The sequence below is a fragment of the Rugosibacter aromaticivorans genome (assembly GCF_000934545.1).
Lineage (GTDB): Bacteria > Pseudomonadota > Gammaproteobacteria > Burkholderiales > Rhodocyclaceae > Rugosibacter > Rugosibacter aromaticivorans.
This window is the reverse complement of record NZ_CP010554.1, coordinates 2,299,471-2,324,422: the sequence shown is the minus strand read 5'-3', so window position 1 is coordinate 2,324,422 and position 24,952 is coordinate 2,299,471. Positions and strand designations below refer to the sequence as shown.

General features: G+C 54.4%; 24 protein-coding genes. 21 read left to right on the top strand and 3 right to left on the bottom strand.

Annotated elements, in window-relative coordinates; all coding sequences use genetic code 11:
• The first annotated feature begins 6 nt into the window (after nt 1-6).
• The 10 genes from PG1C_RS11555 to PG1C_RS11510 all read left to right on the top strand — a co-directional run bounded on the left by PG1C_RS11555 (nt 7) and on the right by PG1C_RS11510 (nt 10,222).
• Nucleotides 7-822 (top strand): enoyl-CoA hydratase/isomerase family protein, encoded by an 816-nt coding sequence (locus tag PG1C_RS11555; protein ID WP_202634912.1) that lies wholly within the window; start codon nt 7-9, stop codon nt 820-822.
• Nucleotides 823-827: 5 nt separating this feature from the next.
• Nucleotides 828-2,975, top strand: coding sequence for a thiamine pyrophosphate-dependent enzyme (locus PG1C_RS11550; RefSeq protein ID WP_202634911.1), 2,148 nt, complete (start codon nt 828-830; stop codon nt 2,973-2,975).
• A 69-nt stretch (nt 2,976-3,044) separates the two neighbouring features.
• Nucleotides 3,045-4,013: a VOC family protein gene (locus tag PG1C_RS11545; RefSeq protein ID WP_202634910.1), complete on the top strand. Its 969-nt coding sequence runs from the start codon at nt 3,045-3,047 to the stop codon at nt 4,011-4,013.
• 54 nt (nt 4,014-4,067) lie between these two features.
• Entirely contained in the window at nt 4,068-5,027 is a 960-nt protein-coding gene (locus PG1C_RS11540; protein ID WP_202634909.1) for a VOC family protein, read from the top strand.
• 101 nt (nt 5,028-5,128) lie between these two features.
• The gene (locus PG1C_RS11535) at nt 5,129-5,488 is read left to right on the top strand and encodes a cupin domain-containing protein (RefSeq protein WP_202634908.1); all 360 of its coding nucleotides are present in this window, start codon (nt 5,129-5,131) and stop codon (nt 5,486-5,488) included.
• Between the two features lie 13 nt (nt 5,489-5,501).
• Nucleotides 5,502-6,266 (top strand): 3-hydroxyacyl-CoA dehydrogenase, encoded by a 765-nt coding sequence (locus PG1C_RS11530; protein ID WP_202634907.1) that lies wholly within the window; start codon nt 5,502-5,504, stop codon nt 6,264-6,266.
• A gap of 27 nt (nt 6,267-6,293) precedes the next feature.
• On the top strand, nt 6,294-7,502 hold the full coding sequence (locus PG1C_RS11525; RefSeq protein ID WP_202634906.1) for an acetyl-CoA C-acyltransferase: 1,209 nt from the start codon (nt 6,294-6,296) through the stop codon (nt 7,500-7,502).
• A gap of 11 nt (nt 7,503-7,513) precedes the next feature.
• Nucleotides 7,514-7,987 (top strand): MaoC family dehydratase, encoded by a 474-nt coding sequence (locus tag PG1C_RS11520; protein WP_202634905.1) that lies wholly within the window; start codon nt 7,514-7,516, stop codon nt 7,985-7,987.
• A 27-nt stretch (nt 7,988-8,014) separates the two neighbouring features.
• On the top strand, nt 8,015-9,439 hold the full coding sequence (locus PG1C_RS11515; RefSeq protein WP_202634904.1) for an aldehyde dehydrogenase family protein: 1,425 nt from the start codon (nt 8,015-8,017) through the stop codon (nt 9,437-9,439).
• A gap of 66 nt (nt 9,440-9,505) precedes the next feature.
• A complete protein-coding gene (locus tag PG1C_RS11510; RefSeq protein WP_202634903.1) occupies nt 9,506-10,222 on the top strand; it encodes an SDR family oxidoreductase in 717 nt (238 codons plus the stop codon).
• Between the two features lie 28 nt (nt 10,223-10,250).
• On the opposite strand, the gene PG1C_RS11505 is transcribed toward PG1C_RS11510, so the two are convergent.
• The 3 genes from PG1C_RS11505 to msbA are packed head-to-tail and all read right to left on the bottom strand — an operon-like array spanning nt 10,251 to nt 14,029.
• Entirely contained in the window at nt 10,251-11,129 is an 879-nt protein-coding gene (locus PG1C_RS11505) for a polysaccharide deacetylase family protein (RefSeq protein ID WP_202634902.1), read from the bottom strand.
• A 3-nt stretch (nt 11,130-11,132) separates the two neighbouring features.
• Nucleotides 11,133-12,227: a glycosyltransferase gene (locus tag PG1C_RS11500; protein WP_237218170.1), complete on the bottom strand. Its 1,095-nt coding sequence runs from the start codon at nt 12,225-12,227 to the stop codon at nt 11,133-11,135.
• A complete protein-coding gene (gene msbA / locus PG1C_RS11495; protein ID WP_202634901.1) occupies nt 12,224-14,029 on the bottom strand; it encodes a lipid A export permease/ATP-binding protein MsbA in 1,806 nt (601 codons plus the stop codon). Before msbA ends, PG1C_RS11500 begins: the two co-directional genes overlap by 4 nt.
• Before the next feature lie 318 nt (nt 14,030-14,347).
• Here msbA and PG1C_RS11490 point away from each other — a divergent pair, with 318 nt between their 5' ends.
• From PG1C_RS11490 to PG1C_RS11440, 11 genes are all read left to right on the top strand, one after another.
• A complete protein-coding gene (locus tag PG1C_RS11490; protein ID WP_202634900.1) occupies nt 14,348-15,178 on the top strand; it encodes an alpha/beta fold hydrolase in 831 nt (276 codons plus the stop codon).
• 209 nt (nt 15,179-15,387) lie between these two features.
• The gene (locus PG1C_RS11485) at nt 15,388-15,999 is read left to right on the top strand and encodes a hypothetical protein (protein WP_202634899.1); all 612 of its coding nucleotides are present in this window, start codon (nt 15,388-15,390) and stop codon (nt 15,997-15,999) included.
• On the top strand, nt 15,999-17,573 hold the full coding sequence (locus PG1C_RS11480; RefSeq protein ID WP_202634898.1) for an FAD-binding oxidoreductase: 1,575 nt from the start codon (nt 15,999-16,001) through the stop codon (nt 17,571-17,573). The genes PG1C_RS11485 and PG1C_RS11480 overlap by 1 nt, the downstream gene beginning before the upstream one ends.
• Complete coding sequence (locus PG1C_RS11475; protein WP_202634897.1) at nt 17,570-18,004, top strand: c-type cytochrome; 435 nt, start codon at nt 17,570-17,572, stop codon at nt 18,002-18,004. The genes PG1C_RS11480 and PG1C_RS11475 overlap by 4 nt, the downstream gene beginning before the upstream one ends.
• A gap of 14 nt (nt 18,005-18,018) precedes the next feature.
• Complete coding sequence (locus PG1C_RS11470) at nt 18,019-19,467, top strand: aldehyde dehydrogenase family protein (protein WP_202634896.1); 1,449 nt, start codon at nt 18,019-18,021, stop codon at nt 19,465-19,467.
• A complete protein-coding gene (locus tag PG1C_RS11465; protein WP_202634895.1) occupies nt 19,457-20,938 on the top strand; it encodes a non-oxidative hydroxyarylic acid decarboxylases subunit C in 1,482 nt (493 codons plus the stop codon). The genes PG1C_RS11470 and PG1C_RS11465 overlap by 11 nt, the downstream gene beginning before the upstream one ends.
• On the top strand, nt 20,938-21,174 hold the full coding sequence (locus tag PG1C_RS11460) for a non-oxidative hydroxyarylic acid decarboxylases subunit D (RefSeq protein ID WP_202634894.1): 237 nt from the start codon (nt 20,938-20,940) through the stop codon (nt 21,172-21,174). Before PG1C_RS11465 ends, PG1C_RS11460 begins: the two co-directional genes overlap by 1 nt.
• An 18-nt stretch (nt 21,175-21,192) precedes the next feature.
• Nucleotides 21,193-22,575 carry an FAD-binding oxidoreductase gene (locus PG1C_RS11455; protein WP_202634893.1) on the top strand — a complete coding sequence of 461 codons (1,383 nt, stop codon included), beginning with the start codon at nt 21,193-21,195 and terminating at the stop codon, nt 22,573-22,575.
• Complete coding sequence (locus PG1C_RS11450; protein ID WP_202634892.1) at nt 22,572-23,156, top strand: UbiX family flavin prenyltransferase; 585 nt, start codon at nt 22,572-22,574, stop codon at nt 23,154-23,156. The genes PG1C_RS11455 and PG1C_RS11450 overlap by 4 nt, the downstream gene beginning before the upstream one ends.
• An 84-nt stretch (nt 23,157-23,240) precedes the next feature.
• Nucleotides 23,241-24,041 (top strand): enoyl-CoA hydratase/isomerase family protein, encoded by an 801-nt coding sequence (locus PG1C_RS11445; protein WP_202634891.1) that lies wholly within the window; start codon nt 23,241-23,243, stop codon nt 24,039-24,041.
• Between the two features lie 15 nt (nt 24,042-24,056).
• Nucleotides 24,057-24,845, top strand: a complete 789-nt coding sequence (locus PG1C_RS11440; RefSeq protein WP_202634890.1) for an enoyl-CoA hydratase/isomerase family protein — start codon at nt 24,057-24,059, stop codon at nt 24,843-24,845.
• Nucleotides 24,846-24,952: the final 107 nt, after the last annotated feature.

The following is a 24,952-nucleotide window of genomic DNA, read 5'->3' as shown; positions in this document are numbered from 1 at the left end:
GATCTCATGAGCGCGTTCGAAACTTTAAATTTTGCTGTTGATGACGGCGTTGCAACGATTACGCTGTCGCGCCCGGAAAGCCGTAATGCCATTAACTCGACCATGCGCGAAGAACTGGGCGCGCTGGTGCGGCAAATTCAGTTGGATCAATCCATTCGCGCCGTGGTGCTTACCGGCGCAGGGGAGACATTTTGCGCGGGGGGCGATCTGCTCGGCATGGAGGGGGTGGATTCGCGCATCATGCGGCAGCGGTTGATGGCGGCACATACCTATCTCACCGAGTTGATGAACCTTGATCGGCCGGTGATTGCAGCGGTGGATGGCACGGCTTATGGTGCTGGTTTTAGCTTGGCATTAGCAGCGGATATCGTTGTAGTGTCGAATCGTGCGCGCTTTTGCATGGCCTTTATGCGGGTGGGTTTGTTGCCCGACTATGGCGCCATGTACACCTTGCCGCGTGTGGTAGGTTTGCAACGGGCCAAAGAGTTGATTTATTCCGCGCGTGAAATTTCAGCTGAAGAGGCGTTAAACCTGGGCATCGCGCTGGAAATACATACCCCGGAAGATGTCCTGCAACGAGCAACTACGCTGGCGCATGCCATGAAACATCTGTCGCCCACGGCGTTTGGCTTTACTAAACACACACTGAATCAGTCATATGAAAGCAGCCTGGCAACCATGCTGGGTCTGGAAGCCGCAGCACAAAGCATGGCGATTGCCACCCCTGAATGTACCGAGGCCATTGCTCGATTTTCAGCAAAGCAGCCGCCTGCCTACAAGTGGCCAGAAAATGCCACTTTCTCCAACCAAAAAACGGAATAAAAACGATGTCCCATTCATTTACCACTGACGAAATTTCTCAGCTCAAACGCGGGCAAGGCGAAACCCTCTATGGCGATGGCGCCTTGGTTGTGCTCAAGGCGCTGCTCGAATGCGGGATCAGCTATTTTGGCGGTTACCCTGGTGCGCCTACGGCTAATTTGCTGGATGCGTTTGCCGATGCGTATGACCCGATTCTCAAAGATTACGGCTGCTATTTTGAAACCTCGAGCAACGAAATGGCTGCCGCTGCACTGTTGACGGCGTCTGTTTTCGAGCCCGTGCGGGGTGCGGTGACCTGGAAAGTGCTGGGCAACGGCGTGGGTCAAGATGTGGTGGATCACGTCTCGCAACTAGGGGTAAAAGACGGTGCCATGATCATCGTGGGCGAGGATTACGGCGGCTCGAGCACCACCGTTTTGCAACGCACACTGCCCTGGGGGCACAAAATCGGTATGCCGGTGATTGATCCGCGGCATGACCAGCAAGTGTTGCATCGTATGGTTAAAGAAGGCATGGATTTATCACGTGATAGTAATTCCGTTGTGGCGTTGCTTTTAAGGCCGCAACACTCGCATGCCAATGCGGAGATCACTGTCGGCGATAACGTACTGCCCAAGATCAGCACGGTTAATAAACTCAAGGAGTTTCGCCGCGACCCGACAATATTCGCTTTGCCGCCGTATTCTTTTCAGCAAGAGGCCAAGCGTTACGAAGAACGGCTGCCGATTGCCGCGCGCCTGATTGTTGAGCGCAATCTGAACGAATACTTTGGCAATTCCGAGGCGAAAGTAGGCATCATCACGCATGGCACCACGTTCAATACCACGATGCGTTTGCTTAGCATCATGGGGCTGGCGGATGAATTTGGTGAATTGGATCCGCGTCTGCATTTGTTGCAGTTGAATGTCATTTTCCCGCTGAATGATGACCAGATTGCCGGGTTTGTTGAGGGCAAAAGTCACGTGCTGCTGGTAGAAGAAGGGCAGCCTGATTTGATGGAAAGCCATATCCGGGCACTGATCCAGAAAAAAGATATTCGCCTGAGTTTCCGTGGTCATGACCTGGTGCCTAAATACGGCGAGCTAACGCCTGAGAAACTGGGCCCGGCGTTGGCCCAATTCATCATGCAGGCAATTCCCGACACGGGTGCCCTCCCTGGAGACGCCGTGCAGGGCCTGATTAACCGCAAACGTCAGGCAGTCGATCTATTTCCTGCCCCGGTGCCGCCGCGCTTCCCCACTTTTTGTACCGGATGCCCGGAACGTCCGGTGTTCTCGCAGATGAAAATTCAGGAATACAACACCGGCGTGAAAGACTGGCATGGCGGCGATGTGGGCTGCTATGGCATGGCCGGATTTATTCCGTTCCAGATGTCTGACTCCAACGTGGGCATGGGTGCGGGGCTGGCTGCGGCGTCAGCTGTTTCTGCGATGTCTGAACAGCACAACGTGTCCGTCGTTGGTGATGGCACGCTGTGGCATAGCGCGTTTAATACGTCTGCCGCCAATGCGATCTACAACCGCCAGGATACAACCTACATCGTGCTGGACAACAAATGGACCGCCATGACCGGCGCGCACGAAAATCCCAACGTGGGCAAGCTGATGACGGGCGAAGCGGTCGGCACCGAGATGAGCATAGTCAAAACATTTGCTGCCATGGGGGTAAAAAAAATAGAAACAGCCAACCCCTATGACTTCCGCGACTTTCAAGCCAAAATCAAGAAAATTCGTCGTGATGCCAAGATACCGCAAGTCCGCGTATTGATTTCTGAAGCAGAATGCCAGCTGCAAAAGCAACGGCGGGTCAAACCGGAACGCGAAGCGGCAATCAAGGCGGGCAAGCGGGTGGAAATTGATCGACTGGGTGTGGATGCGGAAGTTTGCGTGGGAGATCATGCCTGCATGCGCTTTAACGGCTGTCCTTCACTCACGCTCAAAGAAGGCCCGAACAGTTTGCGTACTGCGCCGGTTGCGGCGATTGACACCACCTGTGTTGGCTGTGGCGTGTGCGGCGAGATCACCACGGCGGCGCAACTGTGTCCCTCGTTTTTCAAAGTCACCAAAATCGAAAACGCCAGCTGGCTGGAAAAGATCAAGGCAAGTGTTTCTCGTTTGATGATTGGTCGCCCTGTTGTCCGGTCGTCTGTGTGAAGGCGGCGCTGGCAGTGGTAGTGGTTGAGGCAACGCTTCATGTGGGTGTAGTATGAGAAACTGAAACGGATGTTTTTTGTAGCGATAAATAAAAACATAGGAGAGGAGATCATCATGGCTGTATCAAGGCTGAGTTACCTGAGTATTCGCGCATTGGATCTAGTCGCAAGTGAAAAACATTACACCGAGGTCATTGGCCTGCGGGTTACCGGAAGGAGCCCCGGGCAGGTGTACCTGCAGGCGCATGAATCGCAGGATCATCATTGCATTATCTTGAATGCATCTGATCGGGCCGGACTTGATCATGTGGGCTTTAAGGTAAACGATCCGAATGATTTGAACGAGGCGGAAGCCGGCGCCAAGGCATGGGGTTTGAAAACCCATCGTGTTGCAGCGGGGGATGTCATGGGGCAGGGCGAGGGGCTCGGCATTGAACTCCCCTCCGGCCATACGTTCAATCTTTTCTATCACTCTGAAAAGGTGGGTTATTCGTACGGAATGAAAGACCCGGACATTATTCTGGAAAATTTGAATGGCATTTGGCCGGTGACGCATCTGGATCACACATTGCTCGCAGGAAATGATTGCGACAAAACAGCAAAGTTTTTGCAAGAAGTGCTGGACTTCAATCTGACGGAATGCATCCATGGGCCGGACGGTAATCCATTTGCATTCTTTCTGACGGTGAGTAACACGATTCATAACGTGGCATTCGCTCCGGGGCCACCAAACAGCCTGCACCATATTGCTTTCTATGTGAGCGATAGAGCAGATGTGATTCGCCGCGTGGATATGCTCAAGCATCGCAAAGTGGCAACCTTTGACTACGGCATCAGCCGTCACGGAGTGGCAGGGGTGACAACGGTTTATTTTCATGATCCGTCAGGTAACCGCAATGAGTTTCAATGTGGCGTGTATGAAGGTTCGGTTGTGCGCAATAAAATTCCTCCCATCGTCTGGGCAGGTGAAAATATTCCACGTGGGGTTTTCTATTACGAGAGCGCTGTGCTTGCCAACTTCTTTGAAGTGGTGACTTAAGTTGCGACTCCACCGTTTTCATTTGTCGATCTCACACTTTGGAGGATGTAAAGGATGGCTCTGATTCGTAGAGGCATACATCGCCTGGGCTATGCCCGGATTGCGGTGAAAGATTCACGTTTGCTGAAAACGCGCGAGTTTTACACGCGCGAGATGGGTTTGCTGGAAACGGGTATTGAACCTAATCGGGTGATGTTCCGCTGCTGGCACGAACCCTATAAATTTTCATTCGTAGTCGACCAAAGTGATAAACCGGGGCTGGTTGAAATCGGCCTGCATGTACGCGACGATATTGATCTGGAGGGTTTTCACCGCAAGCTCGAAGCCGCAGGTGTTGCTATTGAGGCGGCGGAGGCAGACAGCGTGCTCAAGGGTTTGGGTAAGTCGATTGCGTTTGATGTTCCGGCTGGCCCACGCATCCGTTTGTTTGCGGATATCCAGCAGTTGGGTTATGTGTCCGGATTTGAAGGCCCTGACTGGGTCGCCCCTAAAGCGATTCGTGGCACGGCAGCGCCACTCAATATTAATCACGTGGCTATTACGTCGCCCGATCCAGAACGCTGCAGCGCTTTTTTGGCCGACATGCTGGGATTTCTGACATCGGAAAAAATTGTCGATGAAAAGGGCAAAACCATTTCAGCGTTGTTGTTCCGCATGGCAAAAAATGTGGGTGGGCAAGAAATTGCAATTTACCCCGGTACGGAAGTGAAGCTGCATCACATTGCCTTTACCAAAGAAGATTCATCAGACATCATGTCGGATGGCTATTTCTTGAGGAGTGACGGGATAGAGCTTGATTTGCTTGGCCCGTTACGTCAGCCTTACGGCAACACCTTTTCGGTGCACTTTTTCGATTATTGCGGTGTGCGGCTGGAGCTCTGCGCGGTTGGGCGGATGACGGAAGTGCATCCTGAAATCCAGCCTGTGGTGTGGTCAACATCCAATTTGCGAGAGGCGCTTTCTTATTATGATGAAGCGCTGGTGCCTGAAGAATTTTTCATGCCTTGCCTCTAGGTTGCATGGTCTAACCATTGGTGTAAAGCACGTGATGGTGCTTGTTTCTCGTGCACCGCCGTGTTGCCAGCGCCGACTTTTTGATTTTTTCTGGAGTTGAAATGAACCTTGTCAAAATTACTGCCGGGCCTGACGGCAAATCGCTTTTTCAGGACACCCCGATCACCTTGACCGACAAAGGCAAGTTCGGGCGGTTTTCTGATTTACAAGTGGTGCCGGGCTTCATGTTCCGTGAAGCCAGTGCCGATTACGCCTCGGGCTGGCATGTGGTGCCTAATCCCGTGTATCTGATTTTCCTCAGTGGTCAGGTTGAAATTACCGTGGGCACGGGCGAGAAGCGCGTGTTCGGTGCCGGGTCGGTGATCTATGCTGATGATATGGTGGGTGAAGGCCACAGCACACGTTCTGTTTCCAGTGATCCGGTGCAGTCCATTCTCATCAATTTACCGGTTAAGGCATAAGCGAATAGTTTTTATGGAAATTAAAGATAACGGTTTTGTAGTGACCGGTGCTAGCTCAGGGCTGGGCGCTGCAACCGCACGCATGCTGGTAGCGCAAGGTGGACGCGTGATCCTGGCGGATGTTAATCCGCAAGGTGAGCAGCTGGCGGCCGAGTTGGGTGTCAACGCACGGTTTGTTGTAACGGATGTCACCGATCCAAAGAGTGCTCAAGCAGCAATCGACGCCTGTTTGACGACGTTTGGCAACCTGCGCGGGCTGGTGAATTGCGCAGGTATTGCGCCTGGCGAGAAAGTCGTGGGTAAAGAGGGCGCGCATTCGCTGGATACTTTTGCGCGGGCTATCAATATCAATCTGATTGGCAGCTTTAACATGTTGCGTCTGGCGGCAACTGCGATGACAGAGCAGCCGCCCCTGGCCGAGAACGAACGCGGGGTGATCATCAATACGGCATCGATTGCAGCGTTTGAAGGCCAGATTGGGCAAGCGGCTTATTCAGCTTCTAAAGGCGGTGTTGTTGCCATGACGCTGCCCATAGCACGGGAGCTCGCGCGCCACGGCATTCGCGTCATGGCGATTGCGCCAGGCGTGTTCGAGACACCCATGCTGATGGGATTGCCTGAAAATGTGCGGGAAGCCTTGGGTCAATCGGTGCCCTATCCACCACGCCTGGGGCGTCCTGCAGAGTTCGCAGGCCTGGTGCAGCACATCATTGGCAATCTCATGCTCAATGGCGAAGTCATTCGTCTGGATGGCGCTATACGCGTACAGCCGCGTTGATGCGCTGTCAAAATTCAAGGAAAAGAAATGGCAAACGCAATAGTAGAAAAATTGGCAAACAATGATCCGGTAGTCATCCTCGCTGCAGCAAGAACGCCGATTGGTTCTTTTCAAGGCAAACTCGCTGGGTTCACCGCACCTGAGCTGGGTGCCGTGGCGATTCGTGAGGCAGTTAAACGCGCAGGCATTGCGTCTGAATCGGTTGATGAAGTGCTGTTCGGCACATGTTTGTTTGCCGGTCAAAGGCAGGCGCCAGCACGGCAAGCCGCATTAGGTGGCGGGCTGCCAGGTTCTGCCGGGTGCACCACGCTGACCAAAATGTGTGGCTCAGCCATGAAAGCAGTCATGCTCGGGCACGATGTTTTGCTGGCAGGCAGTTCAAGCATGGTTGTCGCGGGGGGAATGGAATCAATGAGCAACGCGCCCTACTTGCTGCCACGTGCGCGTACAGGTTATCGCTTGGGCCATCAGAAAGTGCTTGATCACATGCTCACCGATGGCTTGGAAGATGCCATTGAAGGACGACTCATGGGCGACTTTGCCTGCTCATGGGCTGAGCAAAATACCTTCACCCGCGAGGAGCAAGATCGCTACGCAACGGTGTCAACACAACGTGCAAAGTTGGCCAATACCGACGGGAGTTTTGCCTGGGAAATTGCACCTGTTACGATTAAAAGCCGGACAGGCGAGACGGTGATGGACAAGGATGAAACGCCTTTTGCTGTCAATGTCGAAAAAATTCCCACATTGAAACCGGCGTTTCGCCCCAATGGCACTATTACGCCAGCGAATGCGAGCTCGATTTCTGACGGAGCTGCAGCGCTTGTGCTGACACTGCAATCAACCGCTGAGCGACTGTCTTTGACACCGCTAGCCCGCATCATTGGCCATGCAACGCACGCCGCTGATATGGCGTCTTTTCCTGCTGCGCCTATTCATGCCATTAGAAAGCTGTACGCAAAAACGGGCTGGACAACGCAAGACGTTGATCTGTTCGAGGTGAATGAAGCGTTTGCTGTGGTCGCACTCGGCGCCATGCGGGCATTGGATATCCCGCATGAAAAAATGAACGTCCATGGCGGCGCCTGCGCGCTGGGTCATCCGGTGGGATCGACGGGTGCACGCATCATGGTGACGCTGATTGGCGCATTGCGCCAGCGCGGTCTTAAGCGGGGTATCGCCAGTTTATGTATCGGCGGCGGCGAAGCAACGGCCATTGCCATTGAGCTTTTATAAAGAAAATCACTATGACAAAAACCACGACGGCAACGTATGCCCTGATAGGTGGCGGCATGCATTTTGAAGACTTTACACAGGGCTATTGTTTCAGAACCCGTGGCCGCACGGTGACGGAAACCGATCTGGTGAGCTTTGTAAATCTGGCTTGGTTTACCGAAGAGCTATTTACCAATACCGAAGATCGCGAAGGTATGCTGCTCAAGGGGCGTGTGGTGCCAGGCGCGCTGGTCTACGCCTTTGCCGAAGGCTTGTTGATGCCTTCAATGCAGGATACCGGCATGGCTTTTTTAGGCGCTGAAATCAAGATTCCGGCGTCCACCTGCGTGGGCGATACGATACACGTGGAATGCGAGGTGATCATGGTGCGCCCGAGCTCAAAACCCGGCCGGGGCGTGGTGCAGACCATGAACCGGGTGATTAATCAAAAAGGTGATGTGGTGCTCACCTACAACCCCACGCGGTTGATCAAGGCAAAGTCCTGATTTTTATTTGTTCGAAAAGAATAAGCGATGCATATCCAGAATAAATTTTTTATCAATGGCGAGTGGGTTGCTGCGGATGCGACTGCCCGCATTGATATTTTCAACCCGGCAACGGACGAACGATTAGGCTCGGTGCCGGACGCGAATGCTGTCGATGTGGATCGGGCGGTCACTGCTGCACGAGGCGCGCAAGAGGCGTGGCGCCGCGTTTTGCCACAGGCACGAGCGGACTTTATTGACCGTATTTGCGCGGGCTTAAAAGCGCGCACGGAGGAGCTGACCGATCTCATTGCCGCAGATATTGGCATGCCGCGCAAAATGGGGCGCCGCATGCAAGTGGGGTTGCCGATCCAGATTCTTGAAGTCTGTGCGCGGCATGCACGTGAATTCAGTTTTGAAGAACGGGTGGGTAATTCACTCGTCCTGAGGGAGCCCGTCGGCGTTGCCGCCTGCATTACGCCGTGGAATTATCCGTTGTTTCAAATTGCCACCAAGCTCGGGCCAGCGCTGGCGACGGGGTGCACGGTGGTTTGGAAGCCTTCGGAAGTCGCCCCGCTGGCGGCGTTTGTACTCGCTGAAATTATTCAAGAGGCTGGTTTGCCGCCGGGCGTTTTTAATCTGATCACGGGCTATGGCCCAACGGCGGGTGAAGCGCTGGTGATTCATCCTGAAGTGAACCTGATTTCCATGACGGGCTCTACTCGTGCAGGGGCTCGCATTGGAGCGCTGGCGGCAGAGCGTATGAAACGTGTGACGCTGGAATTGGGCGGCAAGTCCGCTGCGGTGGTGCTGGATGATGCTGATCTTGAGGCAGCAGTGCGCGCGACGGTGAATTCCTGTTTTCTGAATTCCGGTCAAACCTGTCTTGCACTCACCCGCCTGATTGTTCCCGAGGCGCGGTATGCAGAGGCAGCAAGGATAGCTACTGAAGTGGCTGCCCGCTTTACGGTGGGCGACCCCTTGAGCGATACCGCCAAACTCGGGCCGTTGGTATCCACTGCCCAGCGTGATCGCGTGGTGAGCATGATTCGGCAAGGCATTGCACAAGGCGCCGAGCTATTGTGTGGCGGCCCCGAGCGACCGGCAGGGCTTGATCGTGGCTGTTATGTGCAGCCCACGGTATTCGGCCGCGTTGCACCCGATAGCGTGATTGCCCAGGAAGAAATTTTCGGCCCGGTGCTGAGCATCATCACCTACCGCGATGAAGAAGAAGCCATTGCCATTGCCAACGGTACGGCCTACGGGCTTTCGGGGGCGGTGTGGTCTGCTGATTCGGCACGCGCGCTGCGTGTTGCGCGCCGGTTGCAAACCGGCCAGGTGAAAATCAATGGCGGCGCTTTTAATATCGAAGCGCCGTTTGGTGGTTATAAACAGTCGGGCCTGGGCCGCGAAATGGGGCGCTATGGGCTGGACGAATTCCTCCAGTACAAATCGTTACAGTTGTCTGCTTAATCTGACATTTCGTTGACAACTAAGTAGGTACTAATTTAGCGCACCGAATTCCACAGGGAGTTTTGCATGAGTGAACAGACCAAGGAAAATAAAGTGGCTATCCTTACTGCCGCCTCCCAGGGCATGGGGGCGGCGTGCGCCCGCATCTTGGCTGCACGCGGTTATCACGTGGTATTGATGGCACGCTCTGAGCGTGTCATTCATCTGGCGAAGGAATTAGGTGGTGTCGGTTTACAAGGTTCAGTGACTGAAACGGCTGACCTCACCCGGCTGGTTGATCTCGCACTGTCTACCTATGGCTGCATTGATGCAGTGGTGAATAACACAGGCCACGCGGCCAGCGGCGAGCTGCTGGTTTTGAGCGATGACGACTGGCATGCGGCGCTTGATCTCTTGCTGCTGAATGTGGTGCGCATGTCGCGTCTGGTGACGCCGGTTTTCGAGCGGCAGGGTGGCGGGGCGATGGTGAATATTTCTACTTACGGCGCACGTGAGCCCAGTGCTGGTTATCCTATTTCCTCGGCAATTCGCGCGGCGTTGTCGAGCTTTACCAAGCTTTATGCGACACGCTATGCGGCAGCGGGCATTCGCATGAACAATGTGTTGCCTGGTTTTATTGACAGCTTCCCCGTCGATGAGGCGACGTGCGCCATGATTCCCATGGCGCGGGCCGGTCGGGTGGATGAAATTGCGGAAACCGTGGCGTTTCTGCTTTCATCAGGCAGTGGGTATATCACGGGCCAGGATATTCTTGTTGAAGGCGGGCTGGCTCACGCTGCGTAAATCACGCTGCGTCGTTTGTTGCTCGCGGTTAACCGCCGCCCGCCCGTAAAGCGAGATAAGCGCGGGTAAGCGCAGGGTGGCGGTAAAGCCATAGACGTCGCCCAAACCAGCCATCTGCACGATCTTTGACAACCACGCGGGGAATGGCCGAAGCCGGCGTCTTTGCGGTGCAGGTTCCTTTATTCACGGTGTATAGGTGGGTGAATCCGGCGCTATGTGCCACAGCCTGGTAGTCGGCATCAAAGTAGCCTTGCGGCCAACACAGATGCGGCGATACGCTGCCCAGATGCGTTTTTAGCGCCGCGCGTGACGCGGCTAAATCTTCAGCTAATTTTGTTCGACGCGCTTGCGGATCGCTTGCCAGCCGATCCCAGCGTTGATGCGTGTGGGTGTGGGAATGAAATTCAAAGCTGCCTGCCGCGTTCATTTCGACCACTTCGCTCCAGCGCAGCATGACATCATCCGCTTGCCCCGCAGCGATTCTTTCCATGCAGACGCGATGTGATGGGGTGAGCGCCGATGCTGCCGGCATCCGTTGCCCTCTGTGCGCCGTGTCACCAGCGCCGACTTTTTGCACGTCTTTGTGCACTATTCCGCGCGGAGTACCCTGACCCAGCCAGCCGGTGGTCACAAAAAGCACAGCCTTTAACCCAAGGGCCTGCAACACCGGATGCGCGTAAAGATAGTTGTCGAGATAACCGTCATCAAAGGTGATCATCACGGATTTTTCAGGTAACGGCGTACCGGTCAAAAAGGCCGCCAGATCATCGGCGCCTATGCTGCGGTAATTGTGCCGGGCGAGCCAGGCCATCTGCGTGTGAAACGTCTCGGGCGAGACGGTCACAAGGCCTGGGTTGGGGCTGACATGGTGATACATCAAGACCGGAATGCCTTGCGCAGTTTTCATGGATCAGCTTTTTGCAGTCAGTAGTTTTTGATACACGGCCAGCATGCCATCGACCATCACTTCGCGCGAATAATGTGCTTCTGCCCAATGGCGTGCGGCAATACCCATCGACTGCCGCAAGGGGTTATCGGACAGAAGACGAATGATGCTGGCGGCAATGGCTGCACTGTCACCGACGGGTACGAGCAGCCCGGTTTTGCCATCGCAAACAACCTCGGGCACACCGTCCACGCGGCAGGCAATGGCTGGCACACCCATGGCGGCGGCTTCAATAAAGGCCGTGCCCAGCGCTTCTTGATGCGTGGGCAGAACAAAAAGATCGAGTGAGGCGAGTACATTGACGACATCACGACGCAAGCCAAGCAGATGCACGTTACGGGTTAAACCGAGTTCAGCGATGCGTTGATTCAAGTTGTCTGTCTGTGGGCCATCGCCGGCAAAAACAAAGTGTGCAGTAGGAAATTTTTCCAGCACGGTCGGGATGGCTTCAATCAATTCGGCGTGCCCTTTTTTGCGGCGCAAAATTGCCACGGTGCCGATAAGCGGTGTGTCATTGGCTAAGCCCAATTCTGCCCGCAAGCTGCCAGGGGTCGTGGTTTGATAACGGCTCAAGTCGATACCCGTGGGCACAGCGGTAATGCGTTCTGCCGGCACCTTGGCCGAGACGAGGTAACTCGCGACAAAGCGGCTGACTGTGACGACATGGTCCGGCAGTGTGACGTAGCTGAATAGGGAAGAGATCGGCAGCGCCAGATGCCGCGTGCGCACTATGCGTGGCCGTTGGTGACCCAGCGTGCGCGCGGCCATGCCAGCGAGCTGGGTGTCGCGCCCACTGTGCGTATTTACAATGTCAATGTGTCGCGAAGCCATCAAGCGGTGTAACTTCCACAGCGCGGGCAAGTCGAGTGCGCCGCGCATGGCAATATCAATCACTTCAAAGCCTGCTTCACGCGCCCGCACACCCAAGCGAGCGTTTGGCGGGCAGGCCAGCAACGGTTGATATCCCAAGGTGCGCAGGCCGATCAACTCATTGAGCGTGCGATTTTCCTGCCCGCCCCAGCCGAGCGATGATTCCGTGTGGAGTATTTTTATGGTCACGGGAGTGGTTGTTTTTCTTGCTGTGTTTCGGTTGTTCGTTGCATGCGATAAAAATTGGCATACGCCGCATTTTTTGCCAGCAGTTCGGCGTGACATCCTTCTTCAACAATGCGCCCGGCTTCCAGCACGACAATGCGATCAGCATGTTCGATGGTGGATAAGCGGTGGGCAACAACCAGTGTGGTGCGATTTTTCATCAACACATCCAGCGCCGCCTGCACGTGGCGTTCGGATTCGGTATCCAGCGCGGACGTGGCTTCATCGAGTATCAAGATCGGGGCATTTTTCAGGATCGCGCGCGCAATCGCCAGACGTTGGCGTTGCCCGCCTGAGAGCTTGACGCCATTTTCACCAATCAGTGTGGCAAAACCTTCCGGCATGTGTTCGATGAATTCCAGCGCATGTGCTGCGCGTGCCGCTTGCTCCAGGGATTCTTGCGTGATCCCCTGCAGGCCATAAGCAATATTGGCGGCAACCGTGTCATTGAAGAGCACGACATCCTGCGATACCAGCGCAATGTTTGCCCGTAGGGAAGCAAGAGTCAGAGTTTCGATCGAGTGATCATCGATCAAGATTTCGCCGGATGTAGGGTGGTAAAAGCGGGGCAGTAAATTTGCCAACGAGGTTTTACCACTGCCCGATGTGCCCACGAGCGCCACTGTTTTTCCTGCGGGAAGCACCAGATTAATGCCAGCCAAGGCTTCACGGGAGGCCTCAGGGTAGCGCAGGTGGACATCACGAAATATGACATTGCCGCTTGCGCGCCCGAGAACGGTGGCGCCAAAATCGTCTTCAGGTGTTTCATTGATCAGGTCGAACACGCTTTCGGCCGCCGCCAGCCCGCGTTGCAGCGGCGCGTTAATATCTGTCAGCCGTTTGAGTGGGGCCAGCAACATCAGCATGGCGGTAATGAATGAAACGAAGCTCCCCACCGTGGTTTGATCGCTGGCGTTGGATTGCTGTATGGCAACCGTAATAATCGTTGCCAGCGCCACGGCGGCAAACAGTTGCACAATCGGCCCCAGTGCCGCAGCGGCAATGGTCTGGCGCATGGCCTGGCTGCGCTGCGTGCCGCTTGCCGCAGCAAACCGCTGTCCTTCATAGGTTTGGCCGCCAAAAATCTTGACCACTTTATGGGCTTCAATGCTTTCTTCGAGCACGTGCATGATCTCGCCCATGGCGCGCTGTACGCCGCGGCTGGTAGCGCGCAAGCGTTTGCTGAAACTGAGCACCGCCAGCGCAATACCGGGGATCATGATTAACGCAATCAGGCTTAGCATCCAGTTGAGATAAAACATCCAGGCTAAAAGCCCGGCTACCGCGAGCGTGTCTTTGATCAAAATGGTCAGCACGCCAGTGGCCGCACCAGTAACACCCGTTACATCGTAGGCGATGCGCGACATCACAGCGCCAGATGATTGATTGTCAAAAAACGTAGTTGGTAGTTGCACCAGGCGTTTGAACATGTCATTGCGCAGATCAAGCACCACCTTGTTGGAAACCCAGGCAAGCGCATAATCGGCGCAAAAACCGAACATGCCACGCAACAAAAACACACCCACAATGATGAGTGGCAACACCCAAGGGTTATATACCCCCGTTGTTTTCCCGCCGAAACCACTATCCAGCAAAGGTTTCATGAGCGCGGGGAAAACTGGCTCAGTGGCGGCCGAAATCGCCATGAAGACAATGGCCAGCACAAACGTACGCCAATAAGGCCGCACGTAACCTAGAAGGCGAACATATAGCTCGCGGCTGGTGCGCGGCGTGGAGGAATAACTCGTGTCAGCGCTAGATGTCATGGTGTGCGTACAAAGAGGGGAGGGCAGATCAGGTAAGAAATAACGTGAAAAATAGTGCTGCAAGCGGGTGTGGCGCATGCGTTAAGCAGCCGTATTGGTGATGCATCATGTTCCGTTCCCATTATAAGGGGCATGATGGTTTGCGCTGGCTCTGTTGCCTGTAGCACGTGTGACGCCGGGCAGATTTTTACAGCCGTTTGATTTACTGGAGATTTTCAAAAAAAGCCAAGCGCGAGTTTGATGCAGGTCTTTTTTGTGACAAAATGAGGGAAAGTATTTGACTAAATGTTTAGTCATTAACTCAGCGGAGGAGATGTAATGAGCAGTAATCCAGAGATCGGTTTGTCTATTGTCGCTAACGGCATTGCAACAAACTATCACGACCAGGGCAGCGGCGATCCAGTATTGATGATCCACGGTTCTGGCCCCGGTGTCACGGCCTTTGCCAATTGGCGCCTGAGCATGCCTGTGCTGGCCAAAAACTTCCGGGTGATTGCTCCTGATATGGTGGGATTTGGTTACACCGAGCGTCCGGCGGGGATTAAGTATTCCATGGAAAACTGGGTGAGCCATGCATTGGGTTTGCTGGATGCCTTGAAAATTGAGCGCGCGCACATTGTTGGTAATTCTTTCGGTGGTGGTTTGGCGCTGGCGCTGGCGATTCGCGCGCCAGAGCGCGTGAATCGCCTGGTGCTGATGGGTGCGGCGGGTACGTCGTTCAAACTTACCCAAGGGCTTGATGACGTATGGGGCTATACGCCCTCATTCGAGAATATGCGCAAGATTATGGATATTTTTGCCTATGACCGAAGCTTGGTGAGCGATGAGCTGGCAAAGTTGCGTTATGAGGCCAGTATCCGTCCGGGATATCAAGAGGCGTTTTCCAGTATGTTTCCCGCCCCGCGTCAGCGTTGGGTTGATGCACTGGCCAGTCGCGAGGAAGACGTGCGCGCCTTGCCGCATGACACGCTGATTATTCATGGTCGCGAAGATCAAGTTCTTCCGTTATCAGCCTCGCTCAAGCTGTTTGAGCTGATTTCCAAATCACAGTTGCATGTGTTTGGGCAATGTGGTCACTGGACGCAGATCGAGCATGCCGAGCGTTTTACCAAGCTGGTCGGCGATTTTTTTCTTGAGAGTTCTTCCTGAGAGTTCCTGAGTTCATTTGATGCTGAGTGGGCTCACGATGTACGAAGTTGTAAACCGGGCGCGGTGAGCGCGCCCGGTTTTTCATGTTGCAGGGGTGGCGGGTTGGGTACTACCGATATCTGCCAAATAACAATCAAAGCATGTCACCAGAATGCAGCAATTTTTCTTTCTGGTCTTCATGAGTCATTTTGTAGGAGTGAGAGAATCCAATGAGCGTAACTCTATCTTCGCGGCGGACATTTCTGCAGGCGACGGTGCGTGGCGGTGCTGCGTTACCGCTGCTGACGTCGCTTGGCATGGCGACAAATGCCGTAGCAGGTGGCTTGGCTGAGTCGGAAAACAGTCTTTGTCTTTTTGAGGCAGATGCCGCCATGGGGGCCGATATGGCTGCTGGCGTGCGGCAGATTGGTCTCGCCTATCAAACAGTAACGCTGGATGATGCGGCCGGCTGGAGCGCGATGCTGGATGCGCTGGCTTCCGCCCGTGGCCGTTCGCTGGCTGTTTTAGGCAGGCCGGCCACTGTGTTTGCTGTGCGCGGCATGTTAGAGCCGACCTGGCGCGTGGTGCTTGAAGGGCGGCATAGCCGTCAGGCGGGCGGTCAGATGCGGCATGCGTTTAATGGCCTGGACGCGCCGATGAATCAACTTTCTGGCTGGCTGGATCGTGTGCGGGACCCCGCGCAGTACGCCGTTGTGCTTGCATCAATGACGCGGGGGGAATTTTCTGCGGATGCTGAACGCAAAACGCTTGATGTGAATTCGCATGCTTGGCCGGGCGGCGATCTTGTTTCGTTACTGGCTTGGCCGAAAGGAGTTGTTTGATGGAATCCGTTCTACCCCCCGGAATAAAGCGCGAACAGTTTGCTGCTTTACTTGCTGACCTGCAAAAAGCGGTTGGACGCGAATTTGTATTTACTGATCCGCAATGGGAGTTGCCAGCCTATAACGATGCCTACCTGACAACCCCGGCCGAGATGCACCAACCTTCGGCTGCTGTTGCGCCTGCCAATGTCGAAGAATTGCAGCGTGTATTGGAAGTGGCGCGCCACTATAAGGCGCCGCTGTGGACGATTTCGACAGGCAAAAACTTTGCCTACGGCGGCCCGGCGCCGCGCAAGGCGGGTTATGTTGTGCTGGATCTCAAGCGCATGAACCGCATTCTTGAAGTGAATGAAAAGCACGGCTATGCCGTGGTTGAGCCGGGCGTGAGCTATATCGATCTGTATCGCCACCTGCGAAAAATTGGCAGCAAACTGTGGGTTGACTGCGCAGCGCCGGGCTGGGGCGGCGTGCTACCCAACATGACCGAGCACGGCGTGGGCTACACCCCGTATGGCGATCACGTGACGATGCAATGTGGAATGGAAGTAGTGCTAGCGGATGGTACGGTCGTACACACAGGCATGGGGGCGCTGCCGGGTAGCCAGACAAATCATCTCTATAAATATGGATTTGGCCCCTCGGTGGATGGCTTGTTTACGCAATCCAATTTTGGTGTAGTGACCAAGATTGGCATTTGGTTGATGCCCGAGCCGCCAGGTTATCGCCCTTACATGATTACTTTTGAGAAGGAAAGTGATCTGCATGCGATTACCGAGGCACTGCGCCCACTCAAAGTGAATATGCTGGTGCCTGCGGTGGCAATGACGGTGGAAATGTTGTGGGAAGCGGCAGTGCAGGTCACGCGGCGTGATTACTACACCGGTAAAGGGCCGATTCCAGATAGCGTACGCAAAAAAATGCGCAAAGACTTGCGGATCGGTGCCTGGAATTTTTACGGTGCGCTTTACGGCCCGCCACCCATGATGGATAACACCTGGGAGGTGATTCGAGATACCTTTGCCAGTATTCCCGGTGCGAAGTTTTACTTCGATGAGGATCGTTCAAAAGACGATGTGGCATGGAATTACCGCAAAAAACTGGGCGCTGGCATTCCGAACATGACGGAATACAGTTTAATGAATTGGATCCCCAACGGCGCACACATCGATTTCTCACCCATTTCACCAGTGACTGGTGTGGATGCCACCAAGCAGTATGAGTTGATTCGCGATCGCTGCAACAAGGCGGGCTTTGACTATTGCGGTGAGTTTGCGGTAGGTTGGCGTGACATGCATCATATTTTCTGTCTCACCTTTGATCGCAATGATCCCAAAGAAAAGGCGCGTGCCAACAAGTTGTTTGGCGAGTTAGTAGATGCTGCTGCCGCTGCGGGTTACGGTGAGTATCGGACGCACATTGACTTCATGGACCGTATTGCAGGCACCTATAACTGGAATGATTCCGCGTTATTGAGGATGCACGAGAAGGTCAAGGATGCTGTTGATCCGTCGGGCATTCTGTCGCCAGGGAAAATGGGGATTTGGCCCAAGTCCATGCGTAAGGGGAGAGCATGATGAATGCGCGCTTAATGGTTGAATCTGTTTTTGGAAAACGTTCTTTAGTCCGCGCGGCATTAGTATGCGGAATAGTCGGCGCTGGCTATACGGCGACTACCGTGTTTGCAGCTGATGCAGCAGTGCCTACGCCTGCTATAAGCCCCGCCACGCTGGCGCAAGGCGCCGCCATTTATGAGCATTACTGCACCGTATGCCACGAACGCGGGCTGGGCACGCCTGGCACTCAAGCTTTGGGCTTTTTGTATGGCAAAGAAAAAGCAGCGCTCGCCGACCGCGATAATTTAACGCCTGATTACGTCCGTTTTTTAGTGCGTAATGGGCGTGGATTAATGCCCGCGTTTCGGATGACGGAAGTCAGTGAAGAAGAATTAAAAGCGCTCGCGGCATACTTGTCAGCAGGCCCGCATCCTGCAGCGCAGACAAAATAAATAGAGGAGGTTCCATGGCACTCAAAAAGCTTAATTTCTGGATTGGTGGTGAATTTCGCGCAGCCCAGTCCAACGCCACCTTTGTTGATCACACGCCGGTGGATGATAGTCCTTACGCTGAAGTGGCAAGGGCGGCTGTGGAAGATGTGCAATTGGCTGCAGAAGCGGCTCACGCTGCGTTTGCCAGTTATCGCGACACCACACCGGGACAGCGTGAAACCTGGCTTGGCAAAGCGGCCGATTTGCTCGAACAGCGCAAGGATGCGTTTGCCGATGTGCTGATTGATGAGATTGGTTCGCCGCTGTTGAAAGCGCATTTCGAAATCAAATACGCCATTGCGCATTTGCGGACTGCGGCCGGTATTCCCCGCCGTATCACTGGGCAAACGCTTCCCTCCGATGTACCGGGCCGTTTTAGCATGAGCGTGCGCGAGCCTTTGGGGGTGTTTGCTTGCATCACCCCATTCAATGTGCCACTGATCAAGGCGATGAAGCAGTGCACGGGGCCGCTCGCAACGGGTAATACCGTTGTTTTGCTGGCATCGGAAGAAGCGCCAGCGCTGGCTATCCTGGTTGCCGAATTATTCCGCGATGCGGGGTTTCCGGCCGGATCATTCAATGTGCTAACCGGTTTTGGGCATGAAATTGGCGATGATCTGGTGACGCATCCACGCGTCAAGGGTGTGAACTTCACAGGCTCAACCCGCGTCGGCCGGCATTTGTCAGCATTGTGTGGCAAACACATGAAGCGTGCCTTGCTTGAACTGGGTGGTAAAAATCCGCTCATCATTCTCAAGGATGCTGATCTGGATGCGGCCGTTCATGCGGCCGTGTTTGGCATGTTTCTGTTTCAAGGCCAGGCGTGCATGGCTTCCAGCCGTATTTTGGTGGAAGCGCCTATTTATGATGAGTTTCTCAGTCGCTATAAAGCGGCGGCTGCCGGGGTGGGTTATGGCGATTTGCGCAGCCCAAAAACCATGCTCGGGCCGATCATTTCGCAACGCCAGCGTGATCGCATTCGCCATCACATTGACGATGCCGTAGCCCATGGCGCCACGCTTGAAACAGGGGGCAAGTGGGTGGGCAATCGCTGTTTGCCCACCATACTCACCGGCGTTGATTCGCGCATGGTGTGCTACCAGGAAGAAACCTTTGGCCCGGTCACCGCCGTGTATAAAGTCGGCTCTGCTGATGCGGCGTTAGCGCTTGCCAACGACAACTGTTACGGCTTGTCGGCCGCTGTCTTTACACAAAATCTTGATGAAGCCATGCGCATTTCACAGGGCATTCATGCCGGTATGGTGCACGTTAACGCCCCCACGCTGCATGACGAACCCCACGTGCCGTTTGGTGGTGTGGGGGACTCCGGCATGGGCCGTGAAGGGGCGCAAACCGATATTGATCACTGCACCGAATGGAAGTGGATAACGATACAAGCGCCAGGAGCGAGTCATGGCCACTGAGAAAACAGTATCGCTATCTGCCGAGGCCGGCGCGATCGCGGCGCGCGTGGGTTCATTGCGTGACTTCCTGACGTTTCTTGGCGAGCACGAGCAATGCGTGCGTTGGCCTGATCCGGTGATGCCAGAGCCGGATATCCGCAACATTTCTGTCGCCGCAGGGAACAACGTAGCGACCGGGCCAGCTGTCATATTTGACCAGATCAGGGGTTACCCGGGTAAGCGCGTGGCGGTCAATGTGCATGGCAGTTTTGGCAATCTGGCGTTATTGCTCGGCTTGCCTAAAACAACCCCGGTGCGTGATTTGTTTTTTGAGATTATTCGTCGCTGGGGTTCAGATAAACCCTTGCTGGAACGGGTGCCACCTGAGCAAGCGCCCGTGAATGAAAATCGCATCGATAAAAATATCAATCTTTACGATCTTCTGCCACTGTATCGCATCAATGCCAATGATGGCGGCTTTTATATTGCCAAAGCCTGCGTAGTGAGCCGCGATCCGCTCGAGCCGGACAATTTTGGCAAGCAGAATGTCGGCATTTATCGTATTCAGGTCATGGGGCCGGATACCTTCACGTTGCTGTCGATTCCGGCGCATGACATGGGCCGTCAAATGCTGATGGCTGAACAACATGGCAAGCCACTCAAGGTCTCGGTCATGATCGGTAATCACCCGGCCATGCCGATGTTTGCGGCAACCCCGGTGGGTTACGATGAATCCGAATTTGCCTATGCATCGCAAATGATGGGCGCGGCTTTGCGCTTAACGACAGCGGTTAATGGCACCGATATTCTGGCGGATACTGAAATGGTGATTGAGGGGGAGCTGCAACTCAATCAGCGTGAAGTGGAAGGCCCCTTTGGCGAATTCCCGGGCAGTTACAGCGGCGTGCGTAAAGTTCCCCTGTTCCGCGTCACGGGGGTGAGCCATCGCAACAATCCCATTTTCGAGAATATCTATATCGGCAAGGGCTGGACAGAACACGACACGCTCATAGGCCTGAATACCTCGGCACCCATTTATGCGCAGCTGAAAAAAGACTTTCCCGAGGTGGCGGCCGTCAATGCGCTCTATCAACACGGCTTGACGGGCATCATTTCTGTGCGCAATCGTTTCTCCGGCTTTGCCAAGTCGGTAGCGATGCGTGCCCTGGGTACCCCTCACGGCACGATGTATCTGAAAAATCTGATTCTGGTTGATGAAAATGTTGATCCGTTTGATCTCAATCAGGTGATGTGGGCGCTATCCACCCGCACCCGTGCGAACGACATTATTGTGATTCCCAATATGCCGATGGTGCCGATTGACCCGGCAGCCGAAGTGCCAGGCAAGGGGCATCGGTTGATTATCGATGCAACCAGCTTCATGGCGCCGGATAACCTGGGCGCTGATCCGCACCTCGTGGATCGTCCGATGGGCCCCGCCATTGATGCCTTGATGCAGCGCTTGAATGAACTTCAGAAAGGACACGCCTGATGAAAGTGATTTGTCCGCGATGCGAGTCACCCGGGGTGACGCAAATGCATGCCGGTATGGAAGATGGAAAAGTCCTGTGGCGTGTCTGGCACTGCAAGGATTGCGCCTACACATGGCGGGATAGCGAACCTGCTGAATCGGTGGACCCCAAAATGCGGCCCGCCTGGGCGCAAATGAAGGGCGTTGATTTTGATAGTCTGCGGCAGGTGATTCCACCCGCGCGCAAACCAACTTGATGAGTGGTGAGGAATATTATGACAATAAGCGCATTGGAAGCAAAACTCAAAAAAAGCGGTGTAAAAGTTGAAGCACTGACTGACACGAAAATCTTGCGCGGCACCGCAGGCATCTCGAATCTGCCTAAAAAAGTGATACGCCCCAAGACGGTGAAAGAAGTTCAGGCGATTCAAAAGGCGGCTCATGCCGAGGGCGTTGCTTTATGGGTTGCGCCCAATTCCAGCGGTAATGGTTTGCTCGCGCCCGAGGTGGCAAGTGAGCCTGTGCTAGTTGATTTATCGAATATGCGCGCGGTTATCGCAATTGATCCCGATTCTGCGACGGCATTGGTTGAACCAGGCGTTAGCCATGCTGATTTGAGTGCCGCCTTGAAAGCAAAAGGTCATGATTTTTGGGTAGATAGCGGGCGTAACGACGCCGAATCAATTTTGGGGGCTATTTGGGATCGTTCGTTTGGCTATACCGCGTATAGCGATAATCTGATGATGCAGTGCGGTTTGGAAGTGATTACCGCCGAGGGAACCCAAGTGCGTACTGGCATGGGCGCCTTTCCTAAAGGGGATTGCTGGCAGTTGTTCAAGCTAGGTTTTGGCCCCTACGTTGATGGCAGCTTCACACAATCTGGCCTGGGCATTCCCACCAAAGTGGGTTTGTGGATTTCCCCCGCGCCGCCAGCGTATCGTCCTTTTGCATTCCGCATCAATGACGAAGCTACCATGACGGCTGTGGTCGAGATCGTGCGCGATCTGCGTATCAATATGATAGTGCCGAACACCATCGTGGTGATTGATGGCGAGAGCGAGCGTACCTTGCTGGGCGGCACACCTGCGGCGTGGAATATCTACGGTGCACTCTACGGTTTGCCGAAAAACGTCGATCTGTTGTGGGGCATGTTAAATGGTATTGCTGGCAAGCTAGGTGGTGCACGCCTGGAAGATTTAACTGGCGCCAAAGAAGGCCCGGCTGCCGCGCGTGCCGGGTTGATGAAGGGGCGTCCGATAGCAGAGTGGGCAAAGTATGAGAAGTCTGTCGGCTCCCGCTATCTGCGTTTAGTGTTTGCTATGCCGATCGAAGGCGCGCAAGCGCTCAAGTTTGCAAAACGAACACAAGAAGTTGCCAGGGCAGCAGGATGTGGTGTGGTAGTAGAGCAGGGTACTTCATGGCGAGCACTGTTAGGCGAGGTATTGCTGTCATACGAAGAAGGTCAGGCGCAGCGCGCGTTGGATTGCGGCAATGCGTTGATTCGCGAATGGGCAACCCAAGGTATCGGTGTCGTGAGGGCGGATCCCGCGTTCCGTAAAGCAGCAATGGCAACGTATAGCGATGCAGGGTTTAATAAGCTGCAAGCTTTGCTCACCAGCGCGATTGGCTCAACAGATACTCTCCGGCGCGTAGCGTGAGCTTTCCCCCGCAAAGGCTAGTCATCGCTGTTAGCGGGGCGTCTGGTTCGCTGCTTGGGCTGCGCTTGCTGCAGTTGTTGCATCGAGTGGCCGGATGGGAGACGCACCTTGTGCTGTCTTCCGCCGCGGTGCTCACTGCGAAATTGGAGTTGAACGAAACGCGCGAAACTTTTGAGGCGTTAGCAACCCAGGTCCATAGCAATAAGGATATTGGTGCGTCAATTGCCAGCGGCTCGTTTCGCACAGCAGGTATGGTGGTTATTCCGTGTTCCATGAACACGCTGTCGAGCATTGCGAATGGCGCCAGCAGCAATTTGATTACCCGTGCGGCGGATGTCACGTTAAAGGAAAGACGTAAATTGGTGCTGGTGACGCGCGAGGCGCCGCTGAATTTGATTCATCTGCGCAATATGACGTTGGCAACGGAAGCCGGGGCAATCATCATGCCACCAGTGCCCTCGTTCTATCTTGGGCCGTGCTCGCTGGATGACGCGGTAACCCAGGTGGTTGGGCGGGTACTGGATCAGTTCAACATTGATGTGCCGGGCATCAAGCGATGGCAAGGCTCGGCGCAGGAATGAAAGGCACAGCCAAAAGTTTCACCCTACGCTGTGGCTAAATGTTGTAAAAAGATATAAAGAATTTTATTCATTCTGGAGAGAGAAATGAGCAAAAAGTACCAGCGGTTGATTCTTGAACGAAAAGGCGCAATTTTAACCATCAAGCTGAGTTCGCCTGAAAAACGCAATGCCGTCGATGCCTTCATGCACGAAGAATTGCCCCAGGCCTTGCGTGAAGCTGCGCTGGATCGCACCATTGGTGCCATTGTGCTAACGGGAGACCCTGTCGGCCGCGCGTTTTGTGCCGGGGGAGATCTCGAGTGGATCAAGGTTCTGAGCGATGGCTCCGGGGATGACTACAGCAAAGTGATGCGCGAAGGCGTTGAGGTTTTGCGCGCACTGGTTGATGCGCCGCAGCCGATTATTTCCATGATCAATGGTGCTGCCATGGGCTTGGGGGCGACGCTTGGCTTGTTTGCCGATGTGAGTTTCATGGATGAAGCCGCGAAAATAGCGGATTCACACGTCTCTATTGGCGTGGCGGCAGGCGATGGCGGCGCGGTGATCTGGCCTTTGCTGATTGGTCCGAACCGTGCGAAAGAATATTTAATGACGGGCGACCCCTTGACTGGCGCGCAAGCTGCCGCAATCGGTTTGGTTAACTACGCCGTGCCCGCTGCTGATCTGGAAGCGCGCACGTATGCTTTTGCTGAACGCTTGGCCAACGGCCCGCGTCTAGGCATTGAAATGACCAAGCGCTCGGTCAATCTATATTTGCGCATGATTTTGAATCAGGTAATTGATGCTTCGTTAGGCTTGGAAGGGTTAACCTTCCGTACGGCTAACCATGAAGAAGCCGTGCGCGCTTTCAAAGCCAAAGAAAAACCCAACTTCAAAAACCCTTGATTGGAAAGCTGATAAATGAGTAAAGAGCAAACGGTCGCTGTTTCCCGTCGCGGCGCTGTGATGGAGCTTTGTATCACGCGCCCCCACGTGCGCAACGCGCTGGATGCAACTTGCATTCGCGCGTTGTCCGCGGGCCTTGCTGAGGCTGCGCGTGATGTGTCCGTACGTGCTGTGACGCTCACCGGGGAAGGCCCGGTTTTTTGTGCCGGGGGTGATCTGAAATCCATTTTCAAATCCCACTCGCCGCAAGAGGTACTGCATTTTTTAGACATCGAAATGCGCCCGCTTATTCACGCAATCTTGACACTTGATAAGCCGGTGTTAGTCGTGCTGAATGGTCCTGCCGCAGGCGCGGGGATCAGCCTCGTCATGGCGGCTGATTTGGTTTTGGCTTGTGAAGAAGCGGCGTTTGTACCCGCCTTTGGCAAGATCGGAGCGATGCCGGATTCTGGCGCGCTCTATTTTCTTGCGCATCGCCTAGGCATGACGCGCGCCAAGGAAATTGTGCTGTTAAATAAAACTTTGACCGCGCAAGAAGCCACAGATATAGGCTTGTATAACTGGACGGTGCCGGCCAGTGAGCTCACTGGCGAAGCGCATAAAATTGCAGATCAATTAGCTGCAGGGCCAACGATGGCGCATGGTCTGGCGAAAAAAGCCCTGCGTGACGCCTTACGTATGCCGTTTGATGCTTTCATGGATATCGAAGCGCTGTCGATGGCGTTTTTGATTACGACGGAAGATCAAAAAGAAGGCCTGGCGGCTTTTGCTGAAAAGCGCCCGCCCGTGTTTAAAGGGCGCTGATAAAACATGAAAAGTCGGCGCTGGTGATACGGCGGTGTAATCAGAATTTGGCATGTCAATAGGTTAAATAAATATTTAAATTTGATTGATTGCTACCGCAAAAAACG

Coding starts and splice junctions, on each gene's coding strand:
- PG1C_RS11525 (WP_202634906.1), top strand. CDS start 6,294: ATGGCAAACGCAATAGTAGAAAAATTGGCAAACAATGATCCGGTAGTC.
- PG1C_RS11455 (WP_202634893.1), top strand. CDS start 21,193: ATGACAATAAGCGCATTGGAAGCAAAACTCAAAAAAAGCGGTGTAAAA.
- PG1C_RS11485 (WP_202634899.1), top strand. CDS start 15,388: ATGAGCGTAACTCTATCTTCGCGGCGGACATTTCTGCAGGCGACGGTG.
- PG1C_RS11555 (WP_202634912.1), top strand. CDS start 7: ATGAGCGCGTTCGAAACTTTAAATTTTGCTGTTGATGACGGCGTTGCA.
- PG1C_RS11465 (WP_202634895.1), top strand. CDS start 19,457: ATGGCCACTGAGAAAACAGTATCGCTATCTGCCGAGGCCGGCGCGATC.
- PG1C_RS11490 (WP_202634900.1), top strand. CDS start 14,348: ATGAGCAGTAATCCAGAGATCGGTTTGTCTATTGTCGCTAACGGCATT.
- PG1C_RS11470 (WP_202634896.1), top strand. CDS start 18,019: ATGGCACTCAAAAAGCTTAATTTCTGGATTGGTGGTGAATTTCGCGCA.
- PG1C_RS11440 (WP_202634890.1), top strand. CDS start 24,057: ATGAGTAAAGAGCAAACGGTCGCTGTTTCCCGTCGCGGCGCTGTGATG.
- PG1C_RS11510 (WP_202634903.1), top strand. CDS start 9,506: ATGAGTGAACAGACCAAGGAAAATAAAGTGGCTATCCTTACTGCCGCC.
- PG1C_RS11545 (WP_202634910.1), top strand. CDS start 3,045: ATGTTTTTTGTAGCGATAAATAAAAACATAGGAGAGGAGATCATCATG.
- PG1C_RS11515 (WP_202634904.1), top strand. CDS start 8,015: ATGCATATCCAGAATAAATTTTTTATCAATGGCGAGTGGGTTGCTGCG.
- PG1C_RS11550 (WP_202634911.1), top strand. CDS start 828: ATGTCCCATTCATTTACCACTGACGAAATTTCTCAGCTCAAACGCGGG.
- PG1C_RS11480 (WP_202634898.1), top strand. CDS start 15,999: ATGGAATCCGTTCTACCCCCCGGAATAAAGCGCGAACAGTTTGCTGCT.
- PG1C_RS11460 (WP_202634894.1), top strand. CDS start 20,938: ATGAAAGTGATTTGTCCGCGATGCGAGTCACCCGGGGTGACGCAAATG.
- msbA (WP_202634901.1), bottom strand. CDS start 14,029: ATGACATCTAGCGCTGACACGAGTTATTCCTCCACGCCGCGCACCAGC.
- PG1C_RS11475 (WP_202634897.1), top strand. CDS start 17,570: ATGATGAATGCGCGCTTAATGGTTGAATCTGTTTTTGGAAAACGTTCT.
- PG1C_RS11520 (WP_202634905.1), top strand. CDS start 7,514: ATGACAAAAACCACGACGGCAACGTATGCCCTGATAGGTGGCGGCATG.
- PG1C_RS11540 (WP_202634909.1), top strand. CDS start 4,068: ATGGCTCTGATTCGTAGAGGCATACATCGCCTGGGCTATGCCCGGATT.
- PG1C_RS11535 (WP_202634908.1), top strand. CDS start 5,129: ATGAACCTTGTCAAAATTACTGCCGGGCCTGACGGCAAATCGCTTTTT.
- PG1C_RS11505 (WP_202634902.1), bottom strand. CDS start 11,129: ATGAAAACTGCGCAAGGCATTCCGGTCTTGATGTATCACCATGTCAGC.
- PG1C_RS11445 (WP_202634891.1), top strand. CDS start 23,241: ATGAGCAAAAAGTACCAGCGGTTGATTCTTGAACGAAAAGGCGCAATT.
- PG1C_RS11530 (WP_202634907.1), top strand. CDS start 5,502: ATGGAAATTAAAGATAACGGTTTTGTAGTGACCGGTGCTAGCTCAGGG.